Origin of the sequence: Paractinoplanes toevensis (assembly GCF_018332695.1) — a bacterium.
Taxonomy (GTDB): domain Bacteria; phylum Actinomycetota; class Actinomycetes; order Mycobacteriales; family Micromonosporaceae; genus Actinoplanes; species Actinoplanes toevensis.
On record NZ_BOQN01000131.1, the window covers coordinates 1 to 24,947 of the forward strand.

24 protein-coding genes and 1 pseudogene are annotated in these 24,947 nt (G+C 69.9%); 16 read left to right on the forward strand and 9 right to left on the reverse strand.

The window, feature by feature from the left end; translation table 11 throughout:
* Nucleotides 1-49: 49 nt before the first annotated feature.
* A complete protein-coding gene (locus Ato02nite_RS43265; RefSeq protein ID WP_246608077.1) occupies nucleotides 50-994 on the reverse strand; it encodes a COX15/CtaA family protein in 945 nt (314 codons plus the stop codon).
* Between the two features lie 107 nt (nucleotides 995-1,101).
* Here Ato02nite_RS43265 and Ato02nite_RS43270 point away from each other — a divergent pair, with 107 nt between their 5' ends.
* The 8 genes from Ato02nite_RS43270 (at nucleotide 1,102) to Ato02nite_RS52905 (ending at nucleotide 7,757) form a co-directional block, all read left to right on the forward strand.
* Nucleotides 1,102-1,821 carry a helix-turn-helix transcriptional regulator gene (locus tag Ato02nite_RS43270; RefSeq protein ID WP_213012539.1) on the forward strand — a complete coding sequence of 240 codons (720 nt, stop codon included), beginning with the start codon at nucleotides 1,102-1,104 and terminating at the stop codon, nucleotides 1,819-1,821.
* Nucleotides 1,818-3,239, forward strand: coding sequence for a Fe-S cluster assembly protein SufB (gene sufB / locus Ato02nite_RS43275; RefSeq protein ID WP_213012540.1), 1,422 nt, complete (start codon nucleotides 1,818-1,820; stop codon nucleotides 3,237-3,239). The genes Ato02nite_RS43270 and sufB overlap by 4 nt, the downstream gene beginning before the upstream one ends.
* 46 nt (nucleotides 3,240-3,285) lie before the next feature.
* The gene (gene sufD / locus Ato02nite_RS43280; RefSeq protein ID WP_213012541.1) at nucleotides 3,286-4,416 is read left to right on the forward strand and encodes a Fe-S cluster assembly protein SufD; all 1,131 of its coding nucleotides are present in this window, start codon (nucleotides 3,286-3,288) and stop codon (nucleotides 4,414-4,416) included.
* The gene (locus tag Ato02nite_RS43285) at nucleotides 4,413-4,745 is read left to right on the forward strand and encodes a non-heme iron oxygenase ferredoxin subunit (protein ID WP_213012542.1); all 333 of its coding nucleotides are present in this window, start codon (nucleotides 4,413-4,415) and stop codon (nucleotides 4,743-4,745) included. Before sufD ends, Ato02nite_RS43285 begins: the two co-directional genes overlap by 4 nt.
* Complete coding sequence (gene sufC / locus Ato02nite_RS43290; protein WP_213012543.1) at nucleotides 4,742-5,503, forward strand: Fe-S cluster assembly ATPase SufC; 762 nt, start codon at nucleotides 4,742-4,744, stop codon at nucleotides 5,501-5,503. The genes Ato02nite_RS43285 and sufC overlap by 4 nt, the downstream gene beginning before the upstream one ends.
* A gap of 15 nt (nucleotides 5,504-5,518) precedes the next feature.
* Entirely contained in the window at nucleotides 5,519-6,748 is a 1,230-nt protein-coding gene (locus Ato02nite_RS43295; RefSeq protein ID WP_213012544.1) for a cysteine desulfurase, read from the forward strand.
* Complete coding sequence (gene sufU, locus Ato02nite_RS43300) at nucleotides 6,748-7,203, forward strand: Fe-S cluster assembly sulfur transfer protein SufU (protein ID WP_213012545.1); 456 nt, start codon at nucleotides 6,748-6,750, stop codon at nucleotides 7,201-7,203. Before Ato02nite_RS43295 ends, sufU begins: the two co-directional genes overlap by 1 nt.
* 80 nt (nucleotides 7,204-7,283) lie before the next feature.
* Complete coding sequence (locus Ato02nite_RS52905) at nucleotides 7,284-7,757, forward strand: metal-sulfur cluster assembly factor (protein ID WP_438873114.1); 474 nt, start codon at nucleotides 7,284-7,286, stop codon at nucleotides 7,755-7,757.
* On the opposite strand, the gene Ato02nite_RS43310 is transcribed toward Ato02nite_RS52905, so the two are convergent.
* Nucleotides 7,758-8,153, reverse strand: coding sequence for a hypothetical protein (locus Ato02nite_RS43310; RefSeq protein ID WP_246608079.1), 396 nt, complete (start codon nucleotides 8,151-8,153; stop codon nucleotides 7,758-7,760).
* Between the two features lie 4 nt (nucleotides 8,154-8,157).
* Nucleotides 8,158-8,877: a hypothetical protein gene (locus Ato02nite_RS43315; RefSeq protein ID WP_213012546.1), complete on the reverse strand. Its 720-nt coding sequence runs from the start codon at nucleotides 8,875-8,877 to the stop codon at nucleotides 8,158-8,160.
* 83 nt (nucleotides 8,878-8,960) lie between these two features.
* Here Ato02nite_RS43315 and Ato02nite_RS43320 point away from each other — a divergent pair, with 83 nt between their 5' ends.
* On the forward strand, nucleotides 8,961-9,716 hold the full coding sequence (locus tag Ato02nite_RS43320) for a maleylpyruvate isomerase family mycothiol-dependent enzyme (protein WP_213012547.1): 756 nt from the start codon (nucleotides 8,961-8,963) through the stop codon (nucleotides 9,714-9,716).
* Between the two features lie 74 nt (nucleotides 9,717-9,790).
* Here the strand turns inward: Ato02nite_RS43320 and Ato02nite_RS43325 are convergent, their stop codons facing one another.
* On the reverse strand, nucleotides 9,791-10,486 hold the full coding sequence (locus Ato02nite_RS43325; RefSeq protein ID WP_213012548.1) for a histidine phosphatase family protein: 696 nt from the start codon (nucleotides 10,484-10,486) through the stop codon (nucleotides 9,791-9,793).
* A gap of 108 nt (nucleotides 10,487-10,594) precedes the next feature.
* Between Ato02nite_RS43325 and Ato02nite_RS43330 the strand changes: the two genes are divergently transcribed.
* On the forward strand, nucleotides 10,595-14,056 hold the full coding sequence (locus tag Ato02nite_RS43330) for an NACHT domain-containing protein (RefSeq protein WP_213012549.1): 3,462 nt from the start codon (nucleotides 10,595-10,597) through the stop codon (nucleotides 14,054-14,056).
* 144 nt (nucleotides 14,057-14,200) lie between these two features.
* Nucleotides 14,201-14,800, forward strand: coding sequence for a LysE family transporter (locus Ato02nite_RS43335; protein ID WP_213012550.1), 600 nt, complete (start codon nucleotides 14,201-14,203; stop codon nucleotides 14,798-14,800).
* 595 nt (nucleotides 14,801-15,395) lie between these two features.
* On the opposite strand, the pseudogene Ato02nite_RS53395 reads toward Ato02nite_RS43335, so the two are convergent.
* Together Ato02nite_RS53395 and Ato02nite_RS43340 are read right to left on the reverse strand one after the other, a co-directional pair.
* Nucleotides 15,396-15,484, reverse strand: a pseudogene (locus Ato02nite_RS53395) (IS982 family transposase); the annotation flags it as partial.
* Nucleotides 15,485-15,601: 117 nt separating this feature from the next.
* Nucleotides 15,602-16,282 carry a DNA alkylation repair protein gene (locus Ato02nite_RS43340; protein WP_213012551.1) on the reverse strand — a complete coding sequence of 227 codons (681 nt, stop codon included), beginning with the start codon at nucleotides 16,280-16,282 and terminating at the stop codon, nucleotides 15,602-15,604.
* Nucleotides 16,283-16,314: 32 nt separating this feature from the next.
* Here Ato02nite_RS43340 and Ato02nite_RS43345 point away from each other — a divergent pair, with 32 nt between their 5' ends.
* A complete protein-coding gene (locus Ato02nite_RS43345) occupies nucleotides 16,315-16,947 on the forward strand; it encodes an acVLRF1 family peptidyl-tRNA hydrolase (RefSeq protein WP_213012552.1) in 633 nt (210 codons plus the stop codon).
* 202 nt (nucleotides 16,948-17,149) lie between these two features.
* Here the strand turns inward: Ato02nite_RS43345 and ypfJ are convergent, their stop codons facing one another.
* Nucleotides 17,150-18,088: a KPN_02809 family neutral zinc metallopeptidase gene (ypfJ, locus tag Ato02nite_RS43350; protein WP_213012553.1), complete on the reverse strand. Its 939-nt coding sequence runs from the start codon at nucleotides 18,086-18,088 to the stop codon at nucleotides 17,150-17,152.
* A gap of 211 nt (nucleotides 18,089-18,299) precedes the next feature.
* On the opposite strand from ypfJ, the gene Ato02nite_RS43355 reads away from it, so the two are divergent.
* From Ato02nite_RS43355 to Ato02nite_RS43370, 4 genes are all read left to right on the forward strand, one after another.
* On the forward strand, nucleotides 18,300-19,904 hold the full coding sequence (locus tag Ato02nite_RS43355) for an ABC-F family ATP-binding cassette domain-containing protein (RefSeq protein ID WP_213012554.1): 1,605 nt from the start codon (nucleotides 18,300-18,302) through the stop codon (nucleotides 19,902-19,904).
* 426 nt (nucleotides 19,905-20,330) lie between these two features.
* Nucleotides 20,331-20,558: a helix-turn-helix domain-containing protein gene (locus tag Ato02nite_RS43360; RefSeq protein ID WP_014441759.1), complete on the forward strand. Its 228-nt coding sequence runs from the start codon at nucleotides 20,331-20,333 to the stop codon at nucleotides 20,556-20,558.
* The gene (locus Ato02nite_RS43365) at nucleotides 20,555-21,355 is read left to right on the forward strand and encodes an enoyl-CoA hydratase/isomerase family protein (protein ID WP_213012555.1); all 801 of its coding nucleotides are present in this window, start codon (nucleotides 20,555-20,557) and stop codon (nucleotides 21,353-21,355) included. The genes Ato02nite_RS43360 and Ato02nite_RS43365 overlap by 4 nt, the downstream gene beginning before the upstream one ends.
* Before the next feature lie 76 nt (nucleotides 21,356-21,431).
* A complete protein-coding gene (locus Ato02nite_RS43370) occupies nucleotides 21,432-23,366 on the forward strand; it encodes an ABC transporter ATP-binding protein (protein ID WP_213012556.1) in 1,935 nt (644 codons plus the stop codon).
* 123 nt (nucleotides 23,367-23,489) lie between these two features.
* Here Ato02nite_RS43370 and mug read toward each other — a convergent pair whose 3' ends face one another.
* Both mug and Ato02nite_RS43380 read right to left on the reverse strand, forming a co-directional pair.
* On the reverse strand, nucleotides 23,490-24,185 hold the full coding sequence (gene mug / locus Ato02nite_RS43375) for a G/U mismatch-specific DNA glycosylase (RefSeq protein ID WP_438873113.1): 696 nt from the start codon (nucleotides 24,183-24,185) through the stop codon (nucleotides 23,490-23,492).
* Nucleotides 24,175-24,936 carry an SDR family oxidoreductase gene (locus tag Ato02nite_RS43380; RefSeq protein WP_213012557.1) on the reverse strand — a complete coding sequence of 254 codons (762 nt, stop codon included), beginning with the start codon at nucleotides 24,934-24,936 and terminating at the stop codon, nucleotides 24,175-24,177. The genes mug and Ato02nite_RS43380 overlap by 11 nt, the downstream gene beginning before the upstream one ends.
* Between the last annotated feature and the right edge of the window lie 11 nt (nucleotides 24,937-24,947).

The window sequence follows — 24,947 nt, forward strand, 5'->3', positions numbered from 1 at the left end:
TGGCCCGGGCGCGGCGTGCATCAGCCGGGCTGAGCGTGCGGTCGAGCGCTCAAGAGGCGGGAACCGGCTGCTGGGCCGGAGCGGGGGTGTCGGCCGTCGGTGGCTCGGCGGCGGAGGCCACGGGCGGGCGCTCGCGGATCGACCAGACGACCGCCAGGGTGCTGGTCCAGACCAGGCCGGCGCCGAGCATGTGGGCGGCCACCAGAGCCACCGGCAGGTGGGTGAAGTACTGGACGAAGCCGATCAGGCCCTGGGCCATCTCGACCGCGAACAGGATCAGCGCGGCCCGGGCCGGGCCGGGGGCGCCGACGGCGCGGAAGGCGAACCAGAGGGCGATGGTCAGGCCCACCAGCAGGAAGACCACGTCGGCGTGGGCCTGGGCGATGGCGGCCGGGTCCAGGCCGTTGCGCTTGGCGCCGTTGTCGCCGGAGTGCGGGCCGCTTCCGGTGACGATCACGCCCAGGACCACCACGGCCGCGCTGGCCAGGAACGTGAGCCAGGTGAGGTGGCGGAGCGGGGTGGCCACCCGGAAGACGGGAGCGCCGTCGCCCTCGTCCGTGCTGCGCCACAGGGCGTAGGCCGCGACGATCAGCGCCATCGACAGCAGGAAGTGCAGGCCGACTACCCACGGGTTGAGGTTGGTCAGGACCGTGATGCCGCCGACCACGCCCTGGCCGGGGATGCCCAGCAGCACGCCCAGGCTCAGCCAGACCTGCCGCCGGCGGCGCGGGCGTTCCAGCAGCGCCAGGATGAAGCAGGCCAGCGCGATCGCGGCCAGGACGAAGGTGAGCAGCCGGTTGCCGAACTCGATGACGCCGTGCACGCCCATGGCCTGCGTGGTCGTGTAGGACCCGTCGGTGCACTTCGGCCAGGTGGGGCAGCCCAGACCGGAATCGGTCAGCCGGACCGCCGCACCGGTGACGATCAGCCCGACATTGGCGATCAGGGACGCGAGGGCCATCGGGCGCAGCGCGGGAAGCTTCACCTTTGGCATCGTACGCAGGGCTTCCGACGTCGTATCGGGCGCTCCCGAAGGGCGGTGGCCCGGATCACCGGGGAGTCAGTTTGCAGCTGCCTCCGGAAATACGTAACGTTGCCGTAGTGAAATACGAGGTGTTGATCCGGAGCGGGGCGGTGGCATCGGCCAGCGCGTCGGACGGTCGCACCCGTGACCGGGTCGCTCAGTTGCTGTTCGAGCGGGGTGCCGCCACCGCGGCGGAGCTCGGCAGCGAGCTGGGGTTGAGCCCGGCCGCTATCCGCAAGCACCTGGACGCCATGCTCGGTGAGCATCTCGTGGAGACGCGCGAGGTCCGCCACCGGGGTCCCCGTGGGCGTGGCCGACCGGCCAAGGCGTTCGTGCTCACCCCGGTCGCCCGCGAGGCCTTCCCGCACTTCTACGACGGCATCGCGATGGCCGCGTTGCGCTGGATCGCGCAGCGGCACGGACCGGACGCGGTGAGCGAGTTCGCGGCCTCCCAGGTCGCCGCGCTCGAGGAGCGCTGCCGGGCCGCGATGTGCGAGGCCGGCGACGATCCGATCGCCCGGGCGGAGGCACTCGCCGAGGTGCTCACCGCCGAGGGTTACGCTGCCAACGCTTCCACGATCGCGTCCGGCGGGCAGCTGTGCCAGCACCACTGTCCGGTGGCCCACGTGGCTGCCGAGTTTCCCCAGCTGTGCGACGCCGAGACCGCGGTCATTTCGCGGCTCATCGGCACCCACGTGCAGCGTCTCGCCACCATCGCGCACGGCGACGAGGTGTGCACCACGCACATCCCCGGGCCGGCCCGCGGAAATGCAACCACGGTTAGGACAGATACATGACCGACCAGATCACTACTCAGGAAGAGCACCTCGCCGCCCTGGGCAAGTACGAGTACGGCTGGGCCGACGCCGACGCAGCGGGCTCGATCGCTCAGCGTGGTCTGTCCGAGGCAGTGGTGCGCAACATCTCCGCGTTGAAGAACGAGCCTCAGTGGATGCTCGACCTGCGACTGAAGGGCCTGCGGCTGTTCGGCCGCAAGCCGATGCCGTCGTGGGGCGCCGACCTCACCGGGATCGACTTCCAGAACATCAAGTACTTCGTGCGCTCGACCGAGAAGCAGGCGGCCACCTGGGACGACCTGCCCGCCGACATCAAGAACACCTACGACAAGCTGGGCATCCCCGAGGCCGAGAAGCAGCGGCTGGTGTCCGGTGTCGCGGCTCAGTACGAGTCCGAGGTCGTCTACCACAAGATCCGTGAGGACCTCGAGGAGCAGGGCGTCATCTTCCTCGACACCGACACGGCGCTCAAGGAGCACCCGGAGATCTTCCAGGAGTACTTCGGCACCGTGATCCCGGTCGGCGACAACAAGTTCGCCGCGCTGAACACGTCGGTCTGGTCCGGTGGCTCCTTCATCTACGTGCCGAAGAACGTCAAGGTGGACATCCCGCTGCAGGCGTACTTCCGGATCAACACGGAGAACATGGGTCAGTTCGAGCGGACTCTGATCATCGTGGACGAGGGTGCCTACGTGCACTACGTCGAGGGCTGCACCGCGCCGATCTACTCGTCCGACTCGCTGCACTCGGCGGTCGTCGAGATCGTCGTGAAGAAGAACGCCCGCTGCCGTTACACGACCATCCAGAACTGGTCGAACAACGTCTACAACCTGGTCACCAAGCGCGCCACCTGCGAAGAGGGCGCGACCATGGAGTGGATCGACGGCAACATCGGTTCCAAGGTCACGATGAAGTACCCGGCGGTCTACATGACCGGCCCGCACGCCAAGGGTGAGGTGCTCAGCGTCGCGATGGCCGGCGAGGGCCAGCACCAGGACGCCGGCGCCAAGATGGTGCACGCCGCGCCGTACACGTCGTCGACGATCGTCTCGAAGTCGATCGCCCGGGGCGGCGGCCGCACCTCGTACCGCGGTCTGGTCCAGGTCCTGGAGGGCTCTTCGCACTCGAAGAGCACGGTCAAGTGCGACGCACTCCTTGTCGACACCATCTCGCGGTCCGACACCTACCCTTATGTCGACATTCGGGAAGACGACGTGTCGATGGGTCACGAGGCCACCGTCTCCAAGATCTCCGAGGACCAGCTCTTCTACCTGATGAGCCGCGGCCTCACCGAGGACGAGGCGATGGCGATGATCGTGCGGGGCTTCATCGAGCCGATCGCCAAGGAACTCCCGATGGAGTACGCCCTGGAGCTGAACCGCCTCATCGAGCTGCAGATGGAAGGGGCCGTGGGTTAACAGCCCCGGGCCCACACCGAAGACGCGCGGACTACTAAAGGAAGAAATGACTACCGAGGCCATCGCACCGCCGCCCAGCACCAAGTCGCAGGTGCTGCGCTCCTTCGACGTCACCGACTTCCCGGCCCTCAACGGCCTGGAGGAGGAGTGGCGCTTCACCCCGCTCAAGCGGCTCGGCGACCTGGTCACCGCGTCTTCACTCGGCGGCATCGCGCCGGCGGTGGAGCACGGTGACCTGCCCGCGGGTGTGACGGTGTCCCACGTGGACTCCGCGGAGGCGGTGCTCACCCCGTTCGACCGGATCAGCGCCCTCGCCTACGGCTCGGCCGACGGCGTCACGCTGATCGAGGTCGCGCCGGAGACCGAGCTCGCCGAGGCCGTCGTCCTGCGCCGGGTGGGTAAGGGCGGCGATGCCGCCGCGGCCCGCACGCTGATCAAGGTGGGTGCGTTCGCCAAGGTCACGATCGTCCTGGAGCAGACGGGTACGGCGGTCCTCGCCGACAACATCGAGGTCGTCACCGCCGACAGCGCGCAGCTGACCTTCGTGACCGTGGCCGAGTGGGACGCCGGTGCGGTGCAGGCCCAGCACGTCAAGCTCCTGGTCGGCAAGGACGCCCGGGTGCAGCACGTGCAGGTGGCCCTCGGTGGCGACCTGGTCCGCCAGTTCACCAGCGTGGAGTACACCGGCCGCGGTGGCGACGCCGAGCTGTGGGGCCTCTACTTCGCCGACGCCGGCCAGCACTTCGAGCACCGCCAGCTGGTCGACCACTCGGTGCCCGACTGCCGCAGCTACGTCGGTTACCGGGGTGCTCTGCAGGGCGCGTCGGCCAAGACCGTGTGGGTCGGCGACGTGCTGATCCGGGCCACCGCGACCGGCACCGACACGTACGAGATCAACCGCAACCTGATCCTGACCGACGGCGCGATCGCTCACTCCGTACCCAATCTGGAAATCGAAACCGGCGAGGTCGCCGGCGCCGGGCACGCGAGCGCGACCGGCCGCTTCGATGATGAGCAGTTGTTCTATCTGATGGCTCGTGGCATCCCCGAAGGGGAGGCCCGGAAGCTGGTGGTTCGCGGCTTCTTCGCCGAACTGCTCAACAAGATCCCGGTCGAGGAACTGCGCGAGCGTCTGGGCGACGCGGTCGAGGCTCGTTTGGCGGAGTACTCGTCGTGAGTTTCGAGCTCGTCGGGCCGGCGGCCGGCATCGCGAAGGGGTCGGCGATCCAGGTGGAGATCGCCGACATCGAGATCGCGATCGTGCACGCCGACGACGACAACTTCTATGCCGTACGCGATGAGTGCAGTCACGCCGCGGTGGCCCTGTCCGAGGGCGAAGTGGACGGCTGCACGCTCGAATGCTGGCTGCACGGGTCCCGTTTCGACCTGCGCACCGGCGAGCCGACCGGCCTTCCCGCCACCGAGCCGGTGGCGGTCTTCCCCGTCGAGATCCGCGACGGCGACATCTACGTTTCGACCACACCGAGTAATGGAGTTAATCCGTGAGCACCCTGGAGATCCGTGACCTGCAGGTGTCGGTGAAGCTGCCCGAGGGCGAGCTCAAGCCGATCCTGGCCGGTGTCGACCTGACGGTCAAGGCGGGCGAGACCCACGCGATCATGGGTCCGAACGGCTCGGGCAAGTCGACCCTGGCGTATTCCATCGCCGGTCACCCGAAATACCAGATCACCGGCGGTTCGGTGACCCTGGACGGCCAGGACGTCCTGGCCATGACCGTGGACGAGCGGGCGCGCGCCGGCCTGTTCCTGGCCATGCAGTACCCGGTCGAGGTGCCGGGGGTGTCGGTGGCGAACTTCCTGCGCACCGCGAAGACCGCGATCGACGGCGAGGCGCCCAAGCTGCGCACCTGGGCCGGCGAGCTGCGCGGTGCCATGGAGAAACTGCAGATGGACCCGGCGTTCGCCCAGCGCAACGTCAACGAGGGTTTCTCCGGCGGTGAGAAGAAGCGGCACGAGATCATGCAGCTCGAGCTGCTCAAGCCGAAGGTCGCGATCCTCGACGAGACCGACTCCGGCCTCGACATCGACGCGCTGCGGATCGTCAGCGAGGGCGTCAACCGCGTGCGCGAGACCGGCGAGACCGGCCTGCTCCTGATCACCCACTACACCCGCATCCTGCGCTACATCAAGCCGGACTTCGTGCACGTCTTCGTCGCCGGCAAGATCGTCGAGCAGGGCGGGCCGGAGCTTTCCGAGCAGCTGGAAGCCGAGGGCTACGAGCGTTACGTGGCCACGCGTGCCTGAGGAAGGCTGGGGACAATGACGTTCGACGTGGCCCGGATCCGAGCCGACTTCCCGATCCTCCAGCGGGAGATCAACGGTCACCCGCTGGTCTATCTGGACAGCGCCAACACCTCGCAGAAGCCTCGCCAGGTTCTCGAGGCCATGCGCCTGCACAACGAGCGGCACAACGGCAACGTGTCCCGCTCGGTGCACACGCTCGGCACCGAGGCCACGACGGCGTACGAGGAAGCCCGCGCCAAGGTCGCGGCCTTCATCAACGCCGGCACCCCGGACGAGATCGTCTTCACCAAGAACTCGACCGAGGCGCTCAACCTGGTCGCACACTCGGCCGGGCAATATCTGGCGCTCAAGCCGGGCGACGAGATCGTGATCTCCGAGATGGAGCATCACTCCAACATCGTGCCCTGGCAGCTGCTGTGCGAGCGGACCGGCGCCACGCTGCGCTGGTTCGGCATCACCGACGACGGCCGGCTGGACGAGTCCTCGCTGGCCGAGTTGATCAACGAGCGCACCCGTCTGGTGTCGCTCGTGCACATGTCCAACACCCTGGGCACGATCAACGACCTGTCCCGGATCGTCGCCCGCTCGCGTGAGGTCGGCGCGCTGGTCACGCTGGACTGCTCGCAGTCGGTGCCGCACCTGCCGGTCGACGTGCGCGGGCTCGGTGTCGACTTCATCGCGTTCACCGGGCACAAGATGCTCGGCCCGACCGGCATCGGGGTGCTCTGGGGCCGGTTCGAGCTGCTCGCGAAGATGCCGCCGTTCCTCGGTGGCGGTTCGATGATCGAGACGGTCACGATGGCCGGCACCACCTATGCGGCCCCGCCGGCCCGCTTCGAGGCCGGCACGCCGCCGATCGCCGAGGCGATCGGACTGGGCGCCGCCGTGGACTATCTCAACGAGCTGGGCATGGCCGAGGTCCATCAGCACGAGCAGGACATCACGGCGTACGCGCTGAAAGCCCTCGCCGATGTGCCCGGCGTTCGCATCTTCGGGCCGGCGACGCCCGAGGGCCGCGGTGGCACGGTGTCGTTCGCGGTCGACGGGGTACACCCCCATGACGTGGGACAGGTCCTGGACGCCCTGGGTGTCGAGGTGCGGGTCGGGCATCATTGCGCGAAGCCGACCTGCGTGCGTTTCGGTGTCCCGGCGATGACCCGGGCCTCGTTCTACCTCTACACGACCACGGACGAGATCGATGCGCTGGCGCGGGGGCTCGACCAGGTGCGGAAGGTGTTCGGCTGATGATGCTCGACGCGCTCTACCAGGAGATCATCCTCGATCACTACAAGCATCCGCATGGGCGGGGCTTGCGTGATCCGTACGATGGCGAGGCGCACCACGTGAACCCGACGTGCGGCGACGAGATCACCGTACGGGTTCCATCCGACTTTTCCGATATTTCGTACGATGGTCTGGGTTGTTCGATCAGCCAGGCGTCCGCCTCGGTGATGCACGAACTGCTCATCGGCAAGTCGGCCGGCGAGATCGCGGGAATTCACGAGGCTTTCGTCGAGCTGATGCAGGGGCGCGGGCAGGTCGAGCCGGACGAGGACGTCCTCGGCGACGCGATCGCTTTCGCCGGCGTTTCGAAGTTTCCGGCGCGGGTCAAGTGCGCGCTACTGCCGTGGATGGCATTCAAGGACGCCGCGGCCCGTGCGGGTGTGGACGTGGGCGCAAGCCCGGAGGTGAAGGCATGACTGACAAAATCGACGAGGTTCCCGCCTGGCTAGCAGCCGAGCGGGCCGAGGCCGGCACGTCCGCCGACGAGGTCCCAGCCGTGGAGGTCAACGCGGCCGCCGAGCCCGAGGCCGAGCCGGCCGAGCCGGTTGCGGCCGCTGAGCCGGTTGCGGCCGTTGAGCCGACTACCGCCGCTGAGCCGGTTGCGGCCGCTGAGACCGCGGCCGCCGCGGCCGGGGTGGCCGTCAAGAAGGCGACGATCGACGAAATCGAAGAGGCGATGAAGGACGTCGTCGACCCCGAACTCGGGATCAACGTGGTCGACCTCGGCCTGGTCTACGGTTCGTTCGTCGACGACGACAACGTGGTCACCCTGGACATGACGCTGACCTCGGCGGCCTGCCCGCTGACCGACGTGATCGAGGAACAGACCCGCGCGGCCCTGACCACCGGCCCCGGCGGCGGCCTGGTCCAGGACTTCCGCATCAACTGGGTGTGGCTCCCGCCGTGGGGCCCCGACAAGATCACCGACGACGGCCGCGAGCAGCTACGAGCCCTCGGCTTCAACGTCTGATCATCGGGCGATCGGCCACGATCGCCAGCGTTCCGCCGACGGAGGTGCCTCCGCGATCACCTCGCGCAGCATTTGCGCGACCTCGCGGAGGAACTCCAGCGAGCTGGCATCCGACGGGTCGTCGAGGACCCAGTTGGCATCCCAGGCGACCAGGTGATTGAGGACATTAGACCCCGTCGGCGGATCCGCGATGACCGCATCAAGGGCGTAGAGATCCTCCTGGTGCGATCGGATGTTGCTCTGCGCCAGCCGCCGAAGATGGGCGCGAACCTCCTCGAAGCTGTCGGCGTCGTTGAAGTACGCACCCAAGAAGCTGCGCACCGTTTCCAGCGGTGGCCGCTCGAGGCGTTCCTCGATGTTCCGACGAGCCCATTCGGGCAGGCTGGAGAGGTCCATTCGATCACCCTAGTCCGGTCGGGAAAGCGGTCACGATGAACGGCTGCGGGGGATCGGTTCCGGGCGCGAGTTCGATGAGAATGCGCACGGTGCTCGTGACCGAGTACTGCGATTGCCGCGGGCCGGCACCGTACATTCCTGGGTTGACGTAGCCTTCTCCGACAGCGTGACCGGCGTCGAAGACGTCTCGATGTTGACCGTTGATCGCCAGGTTGGTGCGGATCCGTTCCCAGTTCTTCTCGACATAGTCGTTGATGGTTCGGTTCATGGTCGACGGGTCAATCCACCTGAATGAGCCGTTTTGGCTGTTGGGCCATCCGGTGTCGTTGTAGATGCGGCCCTCGATGGTCTTCTTGCTGAGGTCTCGTTCCAGCGGTATCTGCGGACCGTGGCGGTCGATGGTGTGTGCAGAATCCGCTTCGTGTGCGGCGTCGTTGGCGGCGATGTTGAATTTCGTGGGCTCGTCGCCGAGATTGTCGTAACCGTTCTCCCATCGGCTTAGTTCGATGTCATCGCCGCTTCGCGGAGGTGCCGGCGCCGTGGTCTCGGGGTTGCCGCGGCCGGCGCTCTCTCCGATGCGGCCCCGTTGGGCAGCGGCGAAGGTCCATGCCTGCGCCCTCGCGACGCTACCGGCGTCGCCACCGGCTGCGGGATGTGGACGTGGTGGGCCGGCGCCGTCGTCCGGCGGGTCGTCGCCGCTTTCGTGGGGCCGGGAGCGTGGCATTGCCTCATCCGTTCAATGGCACCGTCGAGTGACCACTGTAGATACACACGGCAACTTGTCGTACCCCGGTGGTAGAACGGGGCATGACTGAAACCGCGCCGTTTGCGCAGCTCCTAGGGCAGATCGAGGACAGATCCACGGCACTGCGGGCCGCCGCCGGGGCCGCGCCCGACCTCGGCGCCCGGGTGCCGGGCTGTCCCGACTGGACGCTCGGCGACCTGGTTGCCCACATCGGCGGCGTGCAGCGTTTCTGGGCCGTCGCCACCTCCCTGGCCGATCCGTCCGGGCCGCCCGATGAAGAGCAGCGCGGCGAGCTCGGCCCGCAGGGTGACCTGCTGACCTGGTTCGGCGAGTCGACCCGGCTGCTGCTCGACGCGCTGGCCTCGGCCGGGCCGGACAGCCCGGCCTGGACGTGGTGGGGTTCCTCCGGTGCGCCGATGACGGCCGGTGCGATCGCCCGGCATCAGGTGCAGGAGGCGGCCGTGCACGGTTACGACGCGCAGGAGTCGGCCGGCAAACCCGAGCCGCTGCCGGCTGCGATCGCCGTCGACGGGGTCGCCGAGTTCATCCAGGTCGGCCTGGGTGCCTCCGGGCCGTGGCCCAACCGGCCGGCCCGCATCGTGTTCACCGCCACCGAGGGGCCGTCCTGGGTTCTCGAGCTGTCGCCCTCGGGTGCCCGGCTCGACCCGCCGACCAGCGGCGACCCGGTCGCCACCGTGCACGGCTCGGCCAGCGACCTGGTGCTGGCGCTCTACGGGAGGGTCCCGTTCGACGACCTGCGGGTCGACGGGGACCGCTCGGTGCTGGCCGAGCTGATCGCCTGGCAGCCGTCGGAATAACGGCGTCCACCCGGGTCGGAGCGGCCAGTTCGAGCCGATCGCCGGAGAGCGGTCAGGGTCGGAGTCGGGAGCGGTCAGAGCGAGGGGAGGTGGTCCACGTCGTTGTAGCGGACCAGTTCGAGCCGGCCGTCGCGGTTCAGGAACTGGGAGATCGACGCGTTGCGGACGCTGCCCTCGGCTCTCTCCAAGGCGATGACCTCGTCCCAGGTGAGTCCTTGGATGACCGCGCGCATCATCAGCACTACGGCGTCGTGCGCCACCACGACGACTCGCCGGCCGGCCTGGTCGCGGTTGAGGTCGGTGACGAAGGAGGCTAGGCGTGCCTCCACGTCGGCGAAGGATTCGCCGCTCGGTGGGGCGTACCGATATTCGCCGGCCTCCGAGCGGCGGCCGGCCTCGTCCGGGAAACGCTGGGCGATCGCGGCTCGGGTGAGCATCTCCAGGTCGCCCAGCAGCCGGTCGACGAGCCGGCCGTCGGTGGTCGGTTCCGGCAGGTCGAGGCCGGAGGCGTCGGCTGCGATCCGCCAGGTCTCCCGCGCCCGCCGGTAGGGCGAGGTGATCACGACCTGGGGGATCTGTTCGGCCGGAAGCTCGGCCAGCCACGCTCCGACCGCCGCGGCCTGTTGCTCACCCACCTCGGTGAGCGGCACCTCGGCGTCGCGTCCGGTCACCTCGGCCTCGAGCAGCCCGTGCTCGTCTGCCGCCGGAAATGCCACATTCGCCAGGCTCTGTCCGTGTCGGACCAGGATCAGCTCACCCACCACGCTCATGATTCGGACCATATCCAGGCCGGACCGATCCACGCAGCGGTGTGCCACACAGACTCGGCCGGGACTGGGGGCTGACGCGAGTGGCCTTCGGTCGGAACAATCAGTGGCGTGGCGAAGACGATCAGTTATGCCGATGCCGTGCGGATCCTCGGTGGCGGCCCGGAGTCTGCGGTCTTCCAGCGGCTCAACACCATCACCGGGGGTGTGCTGGCCGGGGCTGCCATCGCCGTTCCGCAGCTGCTCGCGATGCTCGACCTCCGGGCCGAGCTGGCGCGCGTCTCGGCCGATCTGGTCGGCAAGGCCGGGCGGGCGATGGCCGGGTCGGGGCGGCGGGACCGCACCGAGCGGCTCGCCGCCGCGCACACCGTCGTGGTCGTCGCCGCCTACTTCGACGCGATCTCCGACGTCGACCTCGACTGGGCCCGGCTGACCCGCGAGGAGCAGCTGCGGCTGGCCGGCAACGGCGCCGACGGCGCTCGCGACCTCACCTCCACCGCCCTGCGGGCCGGGCTCGCGACACCCGAGCCGCACGTGCCGCACGAGCAGTACCTGGCCGACCTCGACGGGTTCTACGCGGGACTTTCCGAGTCGCTGTTCCGGTTCCTCGGCGGGCTCGCGCCGTTCGACGACCTCAGCGAGGGGGAGCGCAACGTCCTGCGCGGGGAGATCGTCACCGGTGGTCGGCGGGCCCGCCAGCGGTACGAGGAGATGCTGCTCAACCTGACGGCCGACTGCCCGGACATGGCACTGTGGATCGATCGCCGCCACCAGGTGGCCGTGGAGCAGCGGCTGGACACGTTCGTACCCTCGTTGCGGGAGCTGGAACGACTCCTGCGTGAGGTCGCCGCGGCCGGAAGCACCGACGGGGTGGTCGCCGCGTTGCGGCGGGCGCATGCGGCCCCGCTGGAGCACGGCATCGTCGAGACGGTCGACCTGCCCGACGGGCTCGACGTGCCCACCCTGGAGCGCGCCTACATCCCGCCCGCGTTCCAGGTGGCCGAGCGTCCGGCCGGCCGGACGGCGGCCGACGAGGCCACCTGGCACGACGTCGAGGTGCGGCACGACATCGACCGGTTCCTGGCCGGCTATCTGGGTTCGCCGCGGGCGTTGCGGGCGCCGCTGCTCGTCCTCGGGCAGCCGGGTGCCGGCAAGTCGGTGCTCACCCGGATCCTGGCCGCCCGGCTGTCCGAGACCCGTTTCCTGCCGATCCGGGTGCCGCTGCGCGACGTGGACAGCTCGGTGCTGCTCCAGCAGCAGATCGAGCAGGCGATCCTGGCCGCCACCACCGAGGAGACCAGTTGGTCGCAGCTGGCCCGCAGCACTGAGGCGCTGCCGGTGATCATCTTTGACGGTTTCGACGAGTTGCTGCAGGCCACCGGCGTCAGCCAGACCGACTTCCTGCTGAAGATCGCCGAGTTCCAGCAGCGGGAACGCGAGCAGGACCGGGCCGCCGCGGTCATCGTGACCAGCCGGACCAGCGTGGCCGATCGGGCCGCGGTGCCGCCGGAGACGCTGCTGCTGCGGCTCCAGCCGTTCGACGAACCGCGCATCCGCAACTGGGTTCGCATCTGGAACGAGGTGAACGCGGCCGGCCTGGCCGCGCGCGGGTGCGGGCCGCTCGACCCGGACGCCGTCCTCGCCCACCCCGATCTGGCCGGGCAGCCACTGCTGCTGCTCATGCTGGCGCTTTACGACAGTGACGCCAACGCGCTGCGCGGCCGCGGCCGGCTGACCACCGGCGAACTCTACGAGCAACTGCTGCTCGGTTTCGCCCGGCGGGAGGTGACCAAGGCGTACCCCAATCTGTCGCAGGCCGCCGTCGAACCGCACGCCGAGCGGGAGCTGAGCCGGTTGGCCATCGTGGCGTTCGCGATGCTCAACCGCTCGGCCCAGTGGGTCACCGAGGAGGCCGTCGCCGACGACCTCAAGGCCACCCTCGGCGAGCCGGCCGCCGGCCGGAACGCCGACGCGCTCAGCGCGTCCGAGCTGATCTTCGGACGGTTCTTCTTCATCCATCGGGCGCAGGCCATCCGGGGCGGTCAACCCCGCCGGACGTACGAGTTTTTGCACGCCACCTTCGCGGAGTACCTGGTGGCCCGGTTCACCTGGCGGTTGCTGCAGGAGGCGGTGGCGCGGGACGCGGTGACCTTCGCGGTACGCCCGATGACCGGTAACGATCTGATGGCCGACCTGCTGTCCCAGGTGTCGCTGACCGGCCGCGCACCGATCGTGACGTTCCTGGCCGAGATGGCCGCCCGGCTCGCCCCGGCCGAGCGGGACCGCTGGACCGACGTACTCGTGAGGGTCTTCCGGCAGGCCGAGCGTGAGGGAGCGTGGCCGGCGTCGGCCTACCGCCCGGTCCCCGGGCGCAACGTCGCGGCCCGGTTCGCCGCCTATACCGTCAACCTCACCCTGCTCGCCGTCGTGACCTCGGGAGGACTGCTCTTCAGCGAGTTGGTCGAGCCGGCCGGGGTCGAGCCGCGCCGGCAGTGGCACGACCACGCGATGCTCTGGCACGCCCAGCTCGACGACGAGGGCTTCGGCACCCTCGCCGGCACGTTCGCGGTCGAGCGGGTGCACGGCCCGAGCGGCCGGGACGTGGACATCCGCCTCGACGACGGCACGTTCCAGGTCCCCTCACCCGACCCGCTCTGGCTGACCGGGGTGCCGGACACCACCGGCCCGGGTTTCGTCGGCGGGCTCGACTGGCACACGCACAGCCGGCGCCTGCACTTCGAGGGCGGTGTGAACAACGAGCTGATGCGGCACAACCTCGAACCGCTGGCCGATTCCCGGCTGGGCTTCACCACCCAGCTCTTCAGCGCGGACGACGCCGGAGCGGTCGGCTCGGCCGCGCGGGCGCTGCTGGCGGTCTGGATTCTCCCGGTCACCGGAGCCACTCCCGCGCAGGCCGCGGAGACGTACCGCCGATGCCTGGAGATCGCCGTCAGATTCGCCACGGCCTGGGGATCGGAGGTCCGGACGGCGTACGCGGATCAGCTGCTCGCCGGCCTGATGGCCTTCCCCGAGGCGCCACCGGAGTCGGCCCACGATGTTCTCCTGCAGTTCGCGAGGAGAGGGCTGGGCTCGACGGAGATGTGGCTGCGCACGGCAGCCACGGTGCTCAACCGCACCGACCGCGACGATCCGCACACCGCCCCGATCGCCGACCTCGTCCTGCGGTTCGTCCAGGCCGCTCCCGTCACCTCCGATCCGCCGGGCCTGCTGGCCGCGGTCGTGCGAGCCGTAGCCCTGCTCCAGCGCCCCCGCCGCGGCCCCGACGTGGTCGGCAAGCTCAACCGCCCGCGCGGCCAGGTTTCCCCCGACGAGATCCGCGGTGAGCTCGAATCCTTCCGGGTCCTGCTCTCCGGCATGCGCACCGGCACCGACCGCTGGCGGGCCGACCTGCACACCGCGTTCGACGAGTTCAGCTGGCTCGCCGCCGGTTCGGAACACCTGCGCTCCGCCCTGGTCGCGCTGGCCGCCATGCCGGACGCCATCTCCGACGTCGAGGCCGCCCTGACCCACGTGGACGACCGGATCAGCACCTGGCTCTCCGACAACCCGTAATTCGCTGGCGCCGGTCTCCGCGAAAATCCATGATGGCGGCGTGACCATGCTGCTGAAGCCCAAGCCAGTCTCTGTCGCCGCGGCCGATCGGGCCGCCCGACAGCAGACCCGGCTCACCGAGGGGACCGTCGACCAGCAGCTGTCGTGAGCGCGCCGTTCCTGGCCGGCGTCATCGCCGGCTACGGCGTCGCCGTGCCGGTGGGCGCCATCGGCGTCCTCATCGCCGGGCTTTCCGCCCGCACCAGCCTCCGGGTGGGCGCGGCGGCGGGCCTGGGTGCGGCCACCGCCGACGGCATCTACGCGCTCATCGCGGTCCTGGGTGGCGCGGCAGCGGCGAGCCTGATCGCCCCGATCGCGACCCCGCTGCGCTGGCTGGCCGCGGCGATCCTGCTGATCCTGGCCGTGCTGACGGCCCGCGCCGCCTTCCGCAAGCCCGGCGCGGCCCGCCCGGAGAAGCCGACGACGGCGACCCGCGCCTACACCGGCATCCTGGCGCTGACCCTGCTCAACCCGGCCACCGTCGTCTACTTCGCCGCGCTGGTCCTGGGCGGCTCGGGCGAGGGCGGCGGCGTCTGGTTCGTCGCCGGCGCCTTCCTGGCCTCGGCCAGCTGGCAACTCCTGCTGGCCGGCGGCGGCTCCCTGATCGGCCGCCTGCTCACCGGCGACCGAGGCCGCATGATCACCGCCCTGGTCTCCAGCACGGTGATCGCCATCCTGGCGATCACCCTGCTGACCGGCGCCTAGCTCCGCGTTTCGCAGGGTCCGAAACACGGAAACGGCCCGCTCGGCGACGAACTTGCGGTTTTTTCAAGTACGGGCATGGGGTCCACAACCGCCGCTACGGGCGGGCCGCCGCCCGGCGCGGCCGGTGCGCGGGACGGCGCGTGCCGCGCCTTTCGCGTGCGGTGCGGGGTTTCTACGCCGCAGGCGACGATGGCGACCTCCCGCATGGTGAGCCATCAGGCTCGGATCCCAAGCCGACGTCCCCCATCGCGGCGCCCGGTCCTGCCGTACGGACGGTGCTTCAACATCGTGAACAGCACCCCGACCATGGAAACATGACATGCCGTATATGTCGGCCACCGGCGATGCCGACCGGCTCGATGTTGTCGACTTCCGGCAAGCGTGTGGCAGCAGTTCTACAAGATCTGTGAAGGTTGGCGGCCGAGCGACGGGAGCGACGCGCTGCCCAGCCCGCAGCGCGGAAGGCGCAAAATCGCGCAGCCCCCGGCCCCGGCCCCGGCCCGAGTCCCGGCCCGAGTCCCGGCCCGAGCCCCGGCCCCGGCCCCGGCCTCGGCCCGAGCCCCAGCCGGCCGGCCCGGCCCGGAGCGTTTCACCGTGGCCGGGACCGGACGCACTTGACCGGGGTGGAGTCGGTGACCCACACGTCGTCGAACCACAGTGGGTGTCCGCAGCGACCAGCCCAACAGACACGCGTACAGCCGATTGAGCTCACCTGAACATGATCAGGACCTACTCATTGTCGCCGCACCGGACGGGTGGCGACCCGCGCGGTCGTGAGGGCTGTCCCGGCTGTCGGGGTCGCTACAGGTGCTTTGTTGCCTCTCGGATCGACAGTGGAGACAAGCGGTCGCGGTGGGTGTCGACGAAGGCGCGGACCGCGGCCGGGTCGGTTCGGGCGTAGTGGCGCAGCGCCCAGCCGATGGCCTTGCGGACGAAGAAGTCGGGGTGGGTGGCCTGCCGCTCGCAATAGCCGAACAACCGCTCGGTGTCGGTCTCGGTGCCGTAGTGCAGCTGGTGCAGGATCGCGGTGCGGACCAGCCACATGTTGTCGTCGGCCGACCAGGCGTCCATCACTCCGGCGAGCAGGGGGTGCAGCCGCACCAGGTCGCCGACGAAGCGGGTGGCCAGCGGGTCGACCGTGTCCCACCAGGATTTGGTGACCAGCAGCTCGCGGGCCACCGGCAGGAATTCCGGGCCGGCCGCGGCCACGTGTTTTCGCAGGTAGTCGCAGGCAGCGTACTGAAACTCGCGCTCCGGGCGGGCCCAGCACGCCAGGCCGAACTCCCGGAGGTCTTCCCCCGACGGGCGGGGGAGGCCGCGGAAAGCCGACCGCTCGATGGCGCGCAGTGCCGGCGCGGGCAGGCCGGCGAAGGAGAACTGGTCGCGCATGTAGGCCGCCATCGCCGCCGCGCGCACCGGGTCGCGCTCGGCCGCGAAGTCGTTGTCGAGTCGCCCGAGCAGGGCGGAGGCCAGGTCCGTCACACCGGGGATCCTGCCACCGTAGTCTGACAAGAATGGGCGAGCGGACGGCGGCGGGCGGCGGGAAGTGGGTGGATGTCGCCCCGGAGCGGCTGCCGCGCTGGCTCGAGAACTTCGCGAGCCGGCACGGGCCGTACCGGGAAGACGGGTTGACCCTGATCGCGGCGGACGGCGCGTCGGCCGCCTGGCAGACGCCGCCGGGAGCCGGCCCGGCCGCCACGATGGCCGATCTGATCCGGCTGGCTCAGGCGCCGCGTCGCCTCGGTCTGCTGCTGGCCCGCAAGGGCGCGGTGGCGGCCGGTGTCGCGGTCGGCACCGAGCTGATCGTGTCCAAGGTGGACACCCACTACGTGCAAGGGCGCACGGCGGCGGGTGGCTGGTCGCAGCAGCGCTTCGCGCGCCGCCGGGACAATCAGGCCAAAGCGGCGGCGGCCGACGGCGCCGGCATCGCGGGGCGCATTCTGCTTCCGGAGGTACGCGGGATGGCCGCGCTCGTCACCGGCGGTGACCGTTCCGCCGTCGACGCCGTCCTCGCGCCGCCCGCGCTGAAGCCCCTGCTGGATCTGCGGGCCGAGCGTTTCCTCGATGTGCCCGAGCCCCGGCACGCGGTGCTGGTGTCCGCGATCGCCGGGGCCCGGGCCGTATCGGTGCTGGTGCGCGAGCCCTGAGCCGCATCACCCCGGTTACCGGGAAGGACGGCCAGGCCGAGGCTGGGCGTCTCCGCCGACACCGCCCGGCGGGGGCGCGCGGAGGGTGAGTCCCGCTCAGCTGGAACTGAGTGCCACGGGAGCGGTCGCCGGGCGTACGGAAAAGGAAGCGTAAGAAAACAGCCCCGCCGCAAGCGACGAGGCTGTTTCGGAACGCTGAGAACTAGTCGCCCTCTACTACCGCGCCGTCGGCGAAGGTGTCGCAGGACTTTGCCGGGTCGCCCGAGTCGAAGCCGGCCTTGAACCACTTCTGACGGTCGGCGGACGTGCCGTGGGTGAACTCGGCCGGGTTCACCGTGCCGCCGCTCTGCTTCTGGAGGGTGTCGTCGCCGATCTGCTTGGCGGTGTCCAGGCCCTCCTGGATGTCGGCGTCGGTGAGGCTCTTGAAGATCGGCTGGCCGCTCTTCGATTTTGTCTCGGTGGCGTGGTGGGCCCAGACGCCGGCGTAGCAGTCGGCCTGCAGTTCCAGCTTCACCGACTGGAGGTTCTGCTCGGCCTCCGAACCGCCCTGCTGGGCCTGGCGCATCTTGGCCTCGGTGCCCAGCAGGTCCTGGATGTGGTGGCCGTACTCGTGGGCCAGCACGTAGGGCTGGGCGAACTCGCCGGGGGCGCCGAGCTGCTTGGCCAGCACCTGGTAGAAGGTGAGGTCGATATACACCCGGTCGTCGGCGGGGCAGTAGAACGGGCCGACGCCCGAGTCGGCGGCGCCGCAGCCGGTGGTGACCCGGTTGGAGAAGAGCACCGTTTTCGCCGACTGGTACTGCTTGCCGAAGTATTCGGGTTCCGCCTCGGTCCAGAACGCCTGGATCGAGTTGACGTAGAGGACGTTGCGGCAGTCGAGCTTGGTGCGCGCGGTGGTCTTGTCGGCGCACTCCTGCTGGATGTTGGTGTTGTCGCCGGTGCTGCTGCCGCTGTCGCCGCCGAGCTGGTTGACGCCGAAGTAGCCGCCGACCAGGGCCAGTACGACCGTGATGATGATGCCCACGAGGCCGCCGCCGCCGCCCGGAATGGGCAGGCCGCCGAAGCCGCCGCCGCCTCCGCCCGAACCGCGCTGGTCCTCGACCTGACTGGTGTCGATGTCGGCGTTCTCGTTGAGTTCCATTCCATCCTCACTGACCGATACGGCACTCGTGTCCGGCGATTACCCGATGATCTTGATAACTAATCGGGTGGGGGCTCGCGGCGGACGCCCGGTAGTATGGCGGAGTGCTGCTCTGCGAAGGCTGACCTGCCCCGCGCCGACCACTCAAGATGGCCGGCGCTTTCGTGTGTCCGGAGTCAGCCCTTCTATTTCCCCCGAGAGCGAGCCACTGATGATCACCGCCACCGGACTCGAACTGCGTGCCGGCGCCCGGATCCTGCTGTCCCCGGTGACCCTGCGGGTGCAGCCCGGCGACCGGATCGGCCTGGTCGGCCGTAACGGTGCAGGCAAGACGACCACGCTCAAGGTGCTGGCCGGCGAGGGCGTCCCGCACGCGGGCACCGTCGAGCGCACCAGCGAGGTCGGCTACCTCCCGCAGGACCCGCGCACCGGCGACCTCAACGTGACCGGCCGCGACCGGGTGCTGTCCGCCCGGGGCCTCGACTCGATCCTCGCCGAGATGCAGAAACTCGAGGTCGAGCTGGAGGAGAGCGCCGACGAGAAGCTGATCCGGCGGTACGGCCAGCTCGAGGACCGGTTCTCCGCCCTGGGTGGCTACGGTGCCGAGGCCGAGGCGGCGCGCATCTGCGCCAACCTGGGCCTGCCCGACCGGGCCCTGGCCCAGACCATCGGCACCCTCTCCGGTGGCCAGCGCCGCCGCATCGAGCTGGCCCGCATCCTGTTCGCCAACTCCGGGCAGAACGGCAAGGGCATCCTGCTGCTCGACGAACCGACCAACCACCTCGACCAGGACTCCATCGCCTGGCTGCGCGGCTACATGGCGCAACACAAGGGCGGCCTCATCGTGATCAGCCACGACGTCGAGCTGCTCGACGCCGCGGTCAACAAGGTGTGGTATTTGGATGCCAACCGCTCGGTCGTCGACATGTACAACATGGGCTGGAAGACATACCTGGAGGCCCGCGAGACCGACGAGCGGCGCCGCCGCCGGGAGCGGGCCAACGCCGAGAAGAAGGCCGGTGCCCTGATGGCGCAGGCCGACAAGATGCGGGCCAAGGCCACCAAGACGGTCGCCGCGCAGAACATGGCCCGCCGAGCCGAGAAGCTGCTCGGTGGGCTGGAGGAGGTCCGCACCTCGGACAAGGTGGCGAAGGTCCGCTTCCCCACGCCGGCCCCGTGCGGCAAGACGCCGCTCACCGCGAGCGGGCTGTCGAAGTCGTACGGCTCCCTGGAGATCTTCACCGACGTCAGCGTGGCGGTGGACCGGGGCTCCCGGGTCGCCATCCTCGGTCTGAACGGCGCCGGCAAGACCACCCTGCTGCGGATGCTCGGCGGCCTGCTCGAGCCGGACACCGGTGAGGTGCGGGCCGGGCATGGTCTGCGGCTGGGCTATTACGCCCAGGAGCACGAGACGCTGGACGTCGACCGGACGATCCTCGAACACATGCGCAGCGCCGGTTCCGAGCAGACCGACACCGAGCTGCGGAAGATCCTGGGCGCTTTCCTGTTCTCCGGCGACGACGTCGAGAAGCCGGCCGGCGTGTTGTCCGGCGGCGAGAAGACCCGGCTGGCCCTGGCCACCCTGGTCTGTTCGGGCGCCAACGTGCTGCTGCTGGACGAGCCCACCAACAACCTCGACCCGATCAGCCGGGAGCAGGTGCTGGACGCGATCGCCAACTATCCGGGCGCGATCGTGCTGGTCACGCACGATGCGGGCGCCGTGCAGGCGCTCAAGCCGGACCGCGCGATCCTGCTGCCGGACGGCGACGAGGACGCCTGGAGTGACGATCTGCTGGAGCTCGTCGAGCTGGCCTGACGCTGGGCGGACCAATCGTCAGTTGTCAACTGGTGCCCACACAGACAGTGCGACGTTCGGGCGTTTGCGGTCAGGCCGGGCATCACGTCGGGCAGGGCAAAGTTGGCACAACCGAGCCGACGGCGGTACGTGTTCGCCGCATCGACGGTGCGTCATGTCCGGCGGCCGGTCGCCCTCGATCCAGAGTTTTCGCAGGTGATCGATGGTCTTGGTGCCGGGGGTCCGGCTACCTACCGAGCGGTCGGAATTGCACTCTGCCTAACGTCAGTTAACTGTCTGACATTGATGCCGATGGTCAGGGTCAAGTTCCTGACAGTGCTAAATGGGCACGTTGGCTAAGCCAGGATGCCTAGCGCATGATCGTTGGAGGCGGTCTAATAGGTGGGACCGTATCGAACCGCACTGTCTGGGACGTGAGGATTCAACATGGCAGCCACGGGCACAGCCACCAGCACTGAGAAGGGTCGCCGAATCGTCGGCAGCGAGCGCCAGTCACTAGCGAAGGATCTGGTCAAGCGTTACACCTCCGGCGAGAGCATTCGTGCGCTCGCGGCTTCGACCGGCCGTTCCTACGGATTCGTACATCGCGTGCTGACCGAGTCGGGCGTGCAGCTCCGCCAGCGTGGCGGCGCCCGCCGTCGCAAGAAGGCGTGACGTCCGACAACGTCGAGTCCGGCACCGCAGTTCCCGCCGACGAGGTGGGTGTTCGCTACGACCTGGACGGGCCGGTCGCAACGGTGACGTTGTGCCGGCCCGAGGTTCTCAATGCGCAGACGCCAGCGATGTGGGCCGAACTGGCGAACATTTCACGGAAATTACCGGGCGACGTGCGAGTCGTCATTGTCCGGGGAGAGGGACGCGCGTTTTCCGCGGGCCTGGATCTGTCCGCCGCGCGCGGCGACGGCGATTCTTCTCTGTCCCGACTCGCGCACTTGTCACCGCAGGAGTGCGCGGATCGCATTGCCGGCTTCCAGACCGCGTTCACGTGGTTGCGTAACCCGTCGATCGTGACGATCGCGGCAGTACACGGACATGCCATCGGCGCCGGTTTCCAGCTCGCACTGAACTGCGACATGCGAATCCTGGCGGAGGACGCAAAGTTCTCGATGGCCGAGGTGACCTTGGGTCTCGTACCCGATCTCGGCGGAACGAAACGCCTCGCCGAGTTGGTCGGACCGTCCCGCGCCCTCGAAATCTGCCTGACCGGTCGGCGCATCCCCGCCGACGAGGCCGACCGCATCGGGCTGGCCACCGCGGTGGTCCCCGGCGCCGAGCTGTCCGACGCGGTCGCCGACCTGGCCGCGGCGGTCGTCGCGGCCGACGCGGGTGCGGTCGCCGAGATCAAAGCCCTGATCGCGGGCGCTCCCCTGCGGTCGTACCAGGATCAGGACCGAGCCGAGCGGGAGGCACAGACCCGCCGTCTGCGCGATCTGCTCGGTGCGGGCGAGTAAGGACCGAACCGGAATACGTTCCTCACCTCCCGGGTTGTCGTACCCACGGTGCAGACTCACCCCCGGGAGGTGACGAATGAGCATGTCCAGCTGGAACATGCTGCGTTCGATCCAGAATTCGGACCGAGTCGCGCAGCACCAGCTCACCCGTGGCACCACACGACGCATTCTGCGCTTCGCCCGGCCCTACCGCCGGGACATCACAGTCTTCCTGATCACCGTGGTCTTCGACGCCGGCATCGGCGTCGCCACACCGCTGCTCGCCGGTCACGTGGTCAACGCGATCACCGCCGGTGGCGACGGTGCCGCCGCGCTGATCGTCAAGATCGCCCTGACGATCGCCGGGCTGGCCGTCGTCGACGCGTTCCTGTCGCTGGCCCAGCGGTGGTATTCGGCGCGGATCGGCGAGGGCATCATCCTCGACCTGCGCACCCGGGTCTACGACCACGTCCAGCGCATGCCGCTGCAGTTCTTCACCCGCACCCAGACCGGTGCCCTGGTCAGCCGGCTCAACAACGACGTGATGGGCGCGCAGCGGGCCTTCACCTCGACGCTCTCCGGTGTGGTCAGCAACGTCATCCAGCTGGTGCTCACCGCGGCCGTCATGTTCAGCCTGTCCTGGCAGATCACCGCGCTGTCGCTGGCCCTGCTGCCGGTGTTCATCATCCCGGCCCGCCGGGTCGGCCGGAAACTCGCCGAGATCACCCGCGAGTCCTACAACCTCGACGCCAAGATGAACGCGACGATGACCGAGCGGTTCAACGTCTCCGGCGCGCTGCTGGTCAAGCTGTTCGGCCGGCCCGACGCCGAGGCCGCCCGGTTCGGCGAGCGCGCCGAACGGGTCCGCGAGATCGGCGTGCAGCAGGCGATGTATTCGCGCACCTTCTTCGTCGCGATGCTGCTGGTCGCGTCGCTGGCCCAGGCCCTCACCTACGGCCTGGGCGGCTGGCTCGCGGTCACCGGTGGCGTCACCGCCGGCACCGTCGTCACCCTGGCCCTGCTGCTCACCCGCCTCTACGGCCCGCTCACCGCGCTCAGCAACGTGCGGGTCGACGTGATGAGCGCGCTGGTGTCGTTCGACCGGGTCTTCGAGGTGCTCGACCTCGCGCCCGGCATCGAGGAGAAACCCGGCGCGGTCGACGTGCCGGCCGGGTCGGGCCGGGTCGAGTTCCGTGAGGTGCACTTCCGCTACCCCAGCGCCGCCGAGGTGTCCCTGGCGACCCTGGAAGACGTGGTGACCCTTGACCGCACCGAGACCGCGCCGGTGCTCAAGGGTGTCGACTTCACCGTCGAGCCCGGGCAGATGGTGGCCCTGGTCGGCCCGTCCGGCGCCGGCAAGTCGACCACCTCGATGCTGGTGTCCCGGGTCTACGACGTCACCGAGGGCGCGGTGCTGGTCGGCGGGGTCGACGTGCGCGACGCCACCCTCGGCTCGCTGCGCGACACGATCGGCGTGGTCACCCAGGACTCGCACCTGTTCCACGAGACCATCGGCGAGAACCTGCGCTATGCGAAACCGGACGCGACCGACGACGAGATGTGGGCGGCGCTGCGCGGTGCCCAGGTCGCCGAGCTGGTGGCGGCCCTGCCCGAGGGCCTCGACACGGTGGTGGGGGAGCGCGGCTACCGCTTCTCCGGCGGCGAGAAACAGCGCATCGCGATCGCCCGGCTGCTGCTCAAGCATCCGTCGATCGTCATTCTCGACGAGGCGACCGCGCACCTCGACAGCGAGTCCGAGGCGGCCGTGCAGCGGGCGCTGGCCGTCGCGTTGGAGGGCCGCACCGCGCTGGTCATCGCGCACCGGCTCTCCACGGTCCGCGACGCCGATCTGATCCTGGTGCTCGACGACGGCCGCATCGTCGAGCGCGGCCGCCACGACGACCTGGTCGCGGCGGGCGGGCTCTATGCCGAGCTCTACCGCACCCAGTTCGCCACCACGTCCGCACCGCACGTGCCCACCGAGGAGGTCGAGGTCGTCACGGTCCCGCCGACTCACCCGGTCGAGCCGTGAGCGGGCCGCTCACCCGGCCGGGTCGCTGGTTGGCGTGAGCGGGCTGCTCACCCGGCCGGGTCGCTGGCTGGCGTGAGCGGGCCGTTCACCGGGCCGGGTCGCTGGCCGGCGTGAGCGGGCCGTTCACCCGGCCGGGCCGGTGGCCGCCGTGCGCAGGGCGGCGAACTCGCGGGCCAGGTCGTCAATCTGGAAGTGGGCGTTCAGGCCGCTCGGGTTGGGCAGCACCCACACCGGCACGCCGCCGATCGTCTCCTCCTGCGGGCCGATCGAGGCGGCTCGGCGGGCGAAAGCGGTGCGGTAGGCGGTCACGCCGAGAACGGCCAAGTAGTGGGGTTTCCACCGGGCTACCAGCGCGGTCAGGGTGCGGCCGCCCGCGATCAGTTCGGCGGGGGACAGCTCGTCGGCTCGCGCGGTCGCCCGGGCCACCACGTTGGTGATGCCCAGGCCGAGCGCGGGCAATTCGGCCTGTTCGGACGGGTGTAGCAGGCGCGGGGTGAAGCCGGAGCGGTGCAGAGACGGCCAGAAGCGGTTGCCGGGCCGGGCGAAGTGGTGGCCGGTGGCGGCCGAGTACAGGCTCGGGTTGATGCCGGAGAACAACACCCGCAGATCGGGGCCGACCAGGTCGGGGATCGTCTGCCCGGCGGCGGCCGCCACCTCGTCCGGCGTCGGCCGGCGAAAGCCCGGGGCCGGGCCGCCGGAAGCCGGGGTTGGGCCGTCGAGGGCCGGGGCCGGGCCGTCGGAAGCTGAGGCCGGGCCGCCGAAAGCTGGCGCCGGGCCGTCGGACGCTGGGGTTGGGTGGGGGAAAGCGTCAGAGGGCACGCAGGGCGCCGCCGTCCACCGGGATCGCGATGCCGGACAGGTAGCCGGCGGCGGGGGAGAGCACGAACGCCGCCACCCGGCCGAACTCGGCCGGGTCGCCGAGCCGGGCCAGCGGGATCGACGCGATCGCCGTTGCCTCGGCCGCCGCGGCGTCGCCGGTGGCGGCGAACAGCTCCCGGTTGCGGTCGGTGAGGATGCGGCCGGGCAGCAGGCTGACCACCCGGATGCCGCGCGGCCCGAACTCGTCGGCCATCTCCTTGGCCGCCATGGCCAGGCCCGGCCGCAGGCCGTTCGACAGGCCGAGACCGGCCACCGGCGACTTCGCCGAGGTGGACAGCACGAGCCCGATCGCACCGCCGGCCGGCATCGCCGCCGCGAACGTGCGCACCGCCCGCACCGAGCCGAGGAACACCGTCTCGAACGCGGCCCGCCACTGGTCGTCGGTCACCGCGGCGGCCGTGCCGTGCGACGGGCCACCGACCGACACGAGCGCGCCGTCGAGCCGGCCCCAGCGGGCCCGGGCCAGCTCGACCAGTGCCTGCGGGGTGCCGGGTTCGGTGAGGTCGGCGACGACACCCTCGGCGATATCCACTCCGCCGAGCCTCTCCGCCGCCTGGCCGATGCCCTCCACCGAGCGGGAGGAGATCACCACCTTGGCGCCGTCGGCGACGAGAGCCTCGGCGGTGGCGAAGCCGAGCCCGCGGGAGGCTCCGGTGAGGATGAAGACCTTGCCGTCGAGTCCGAGATCCATGGGGTCGATCC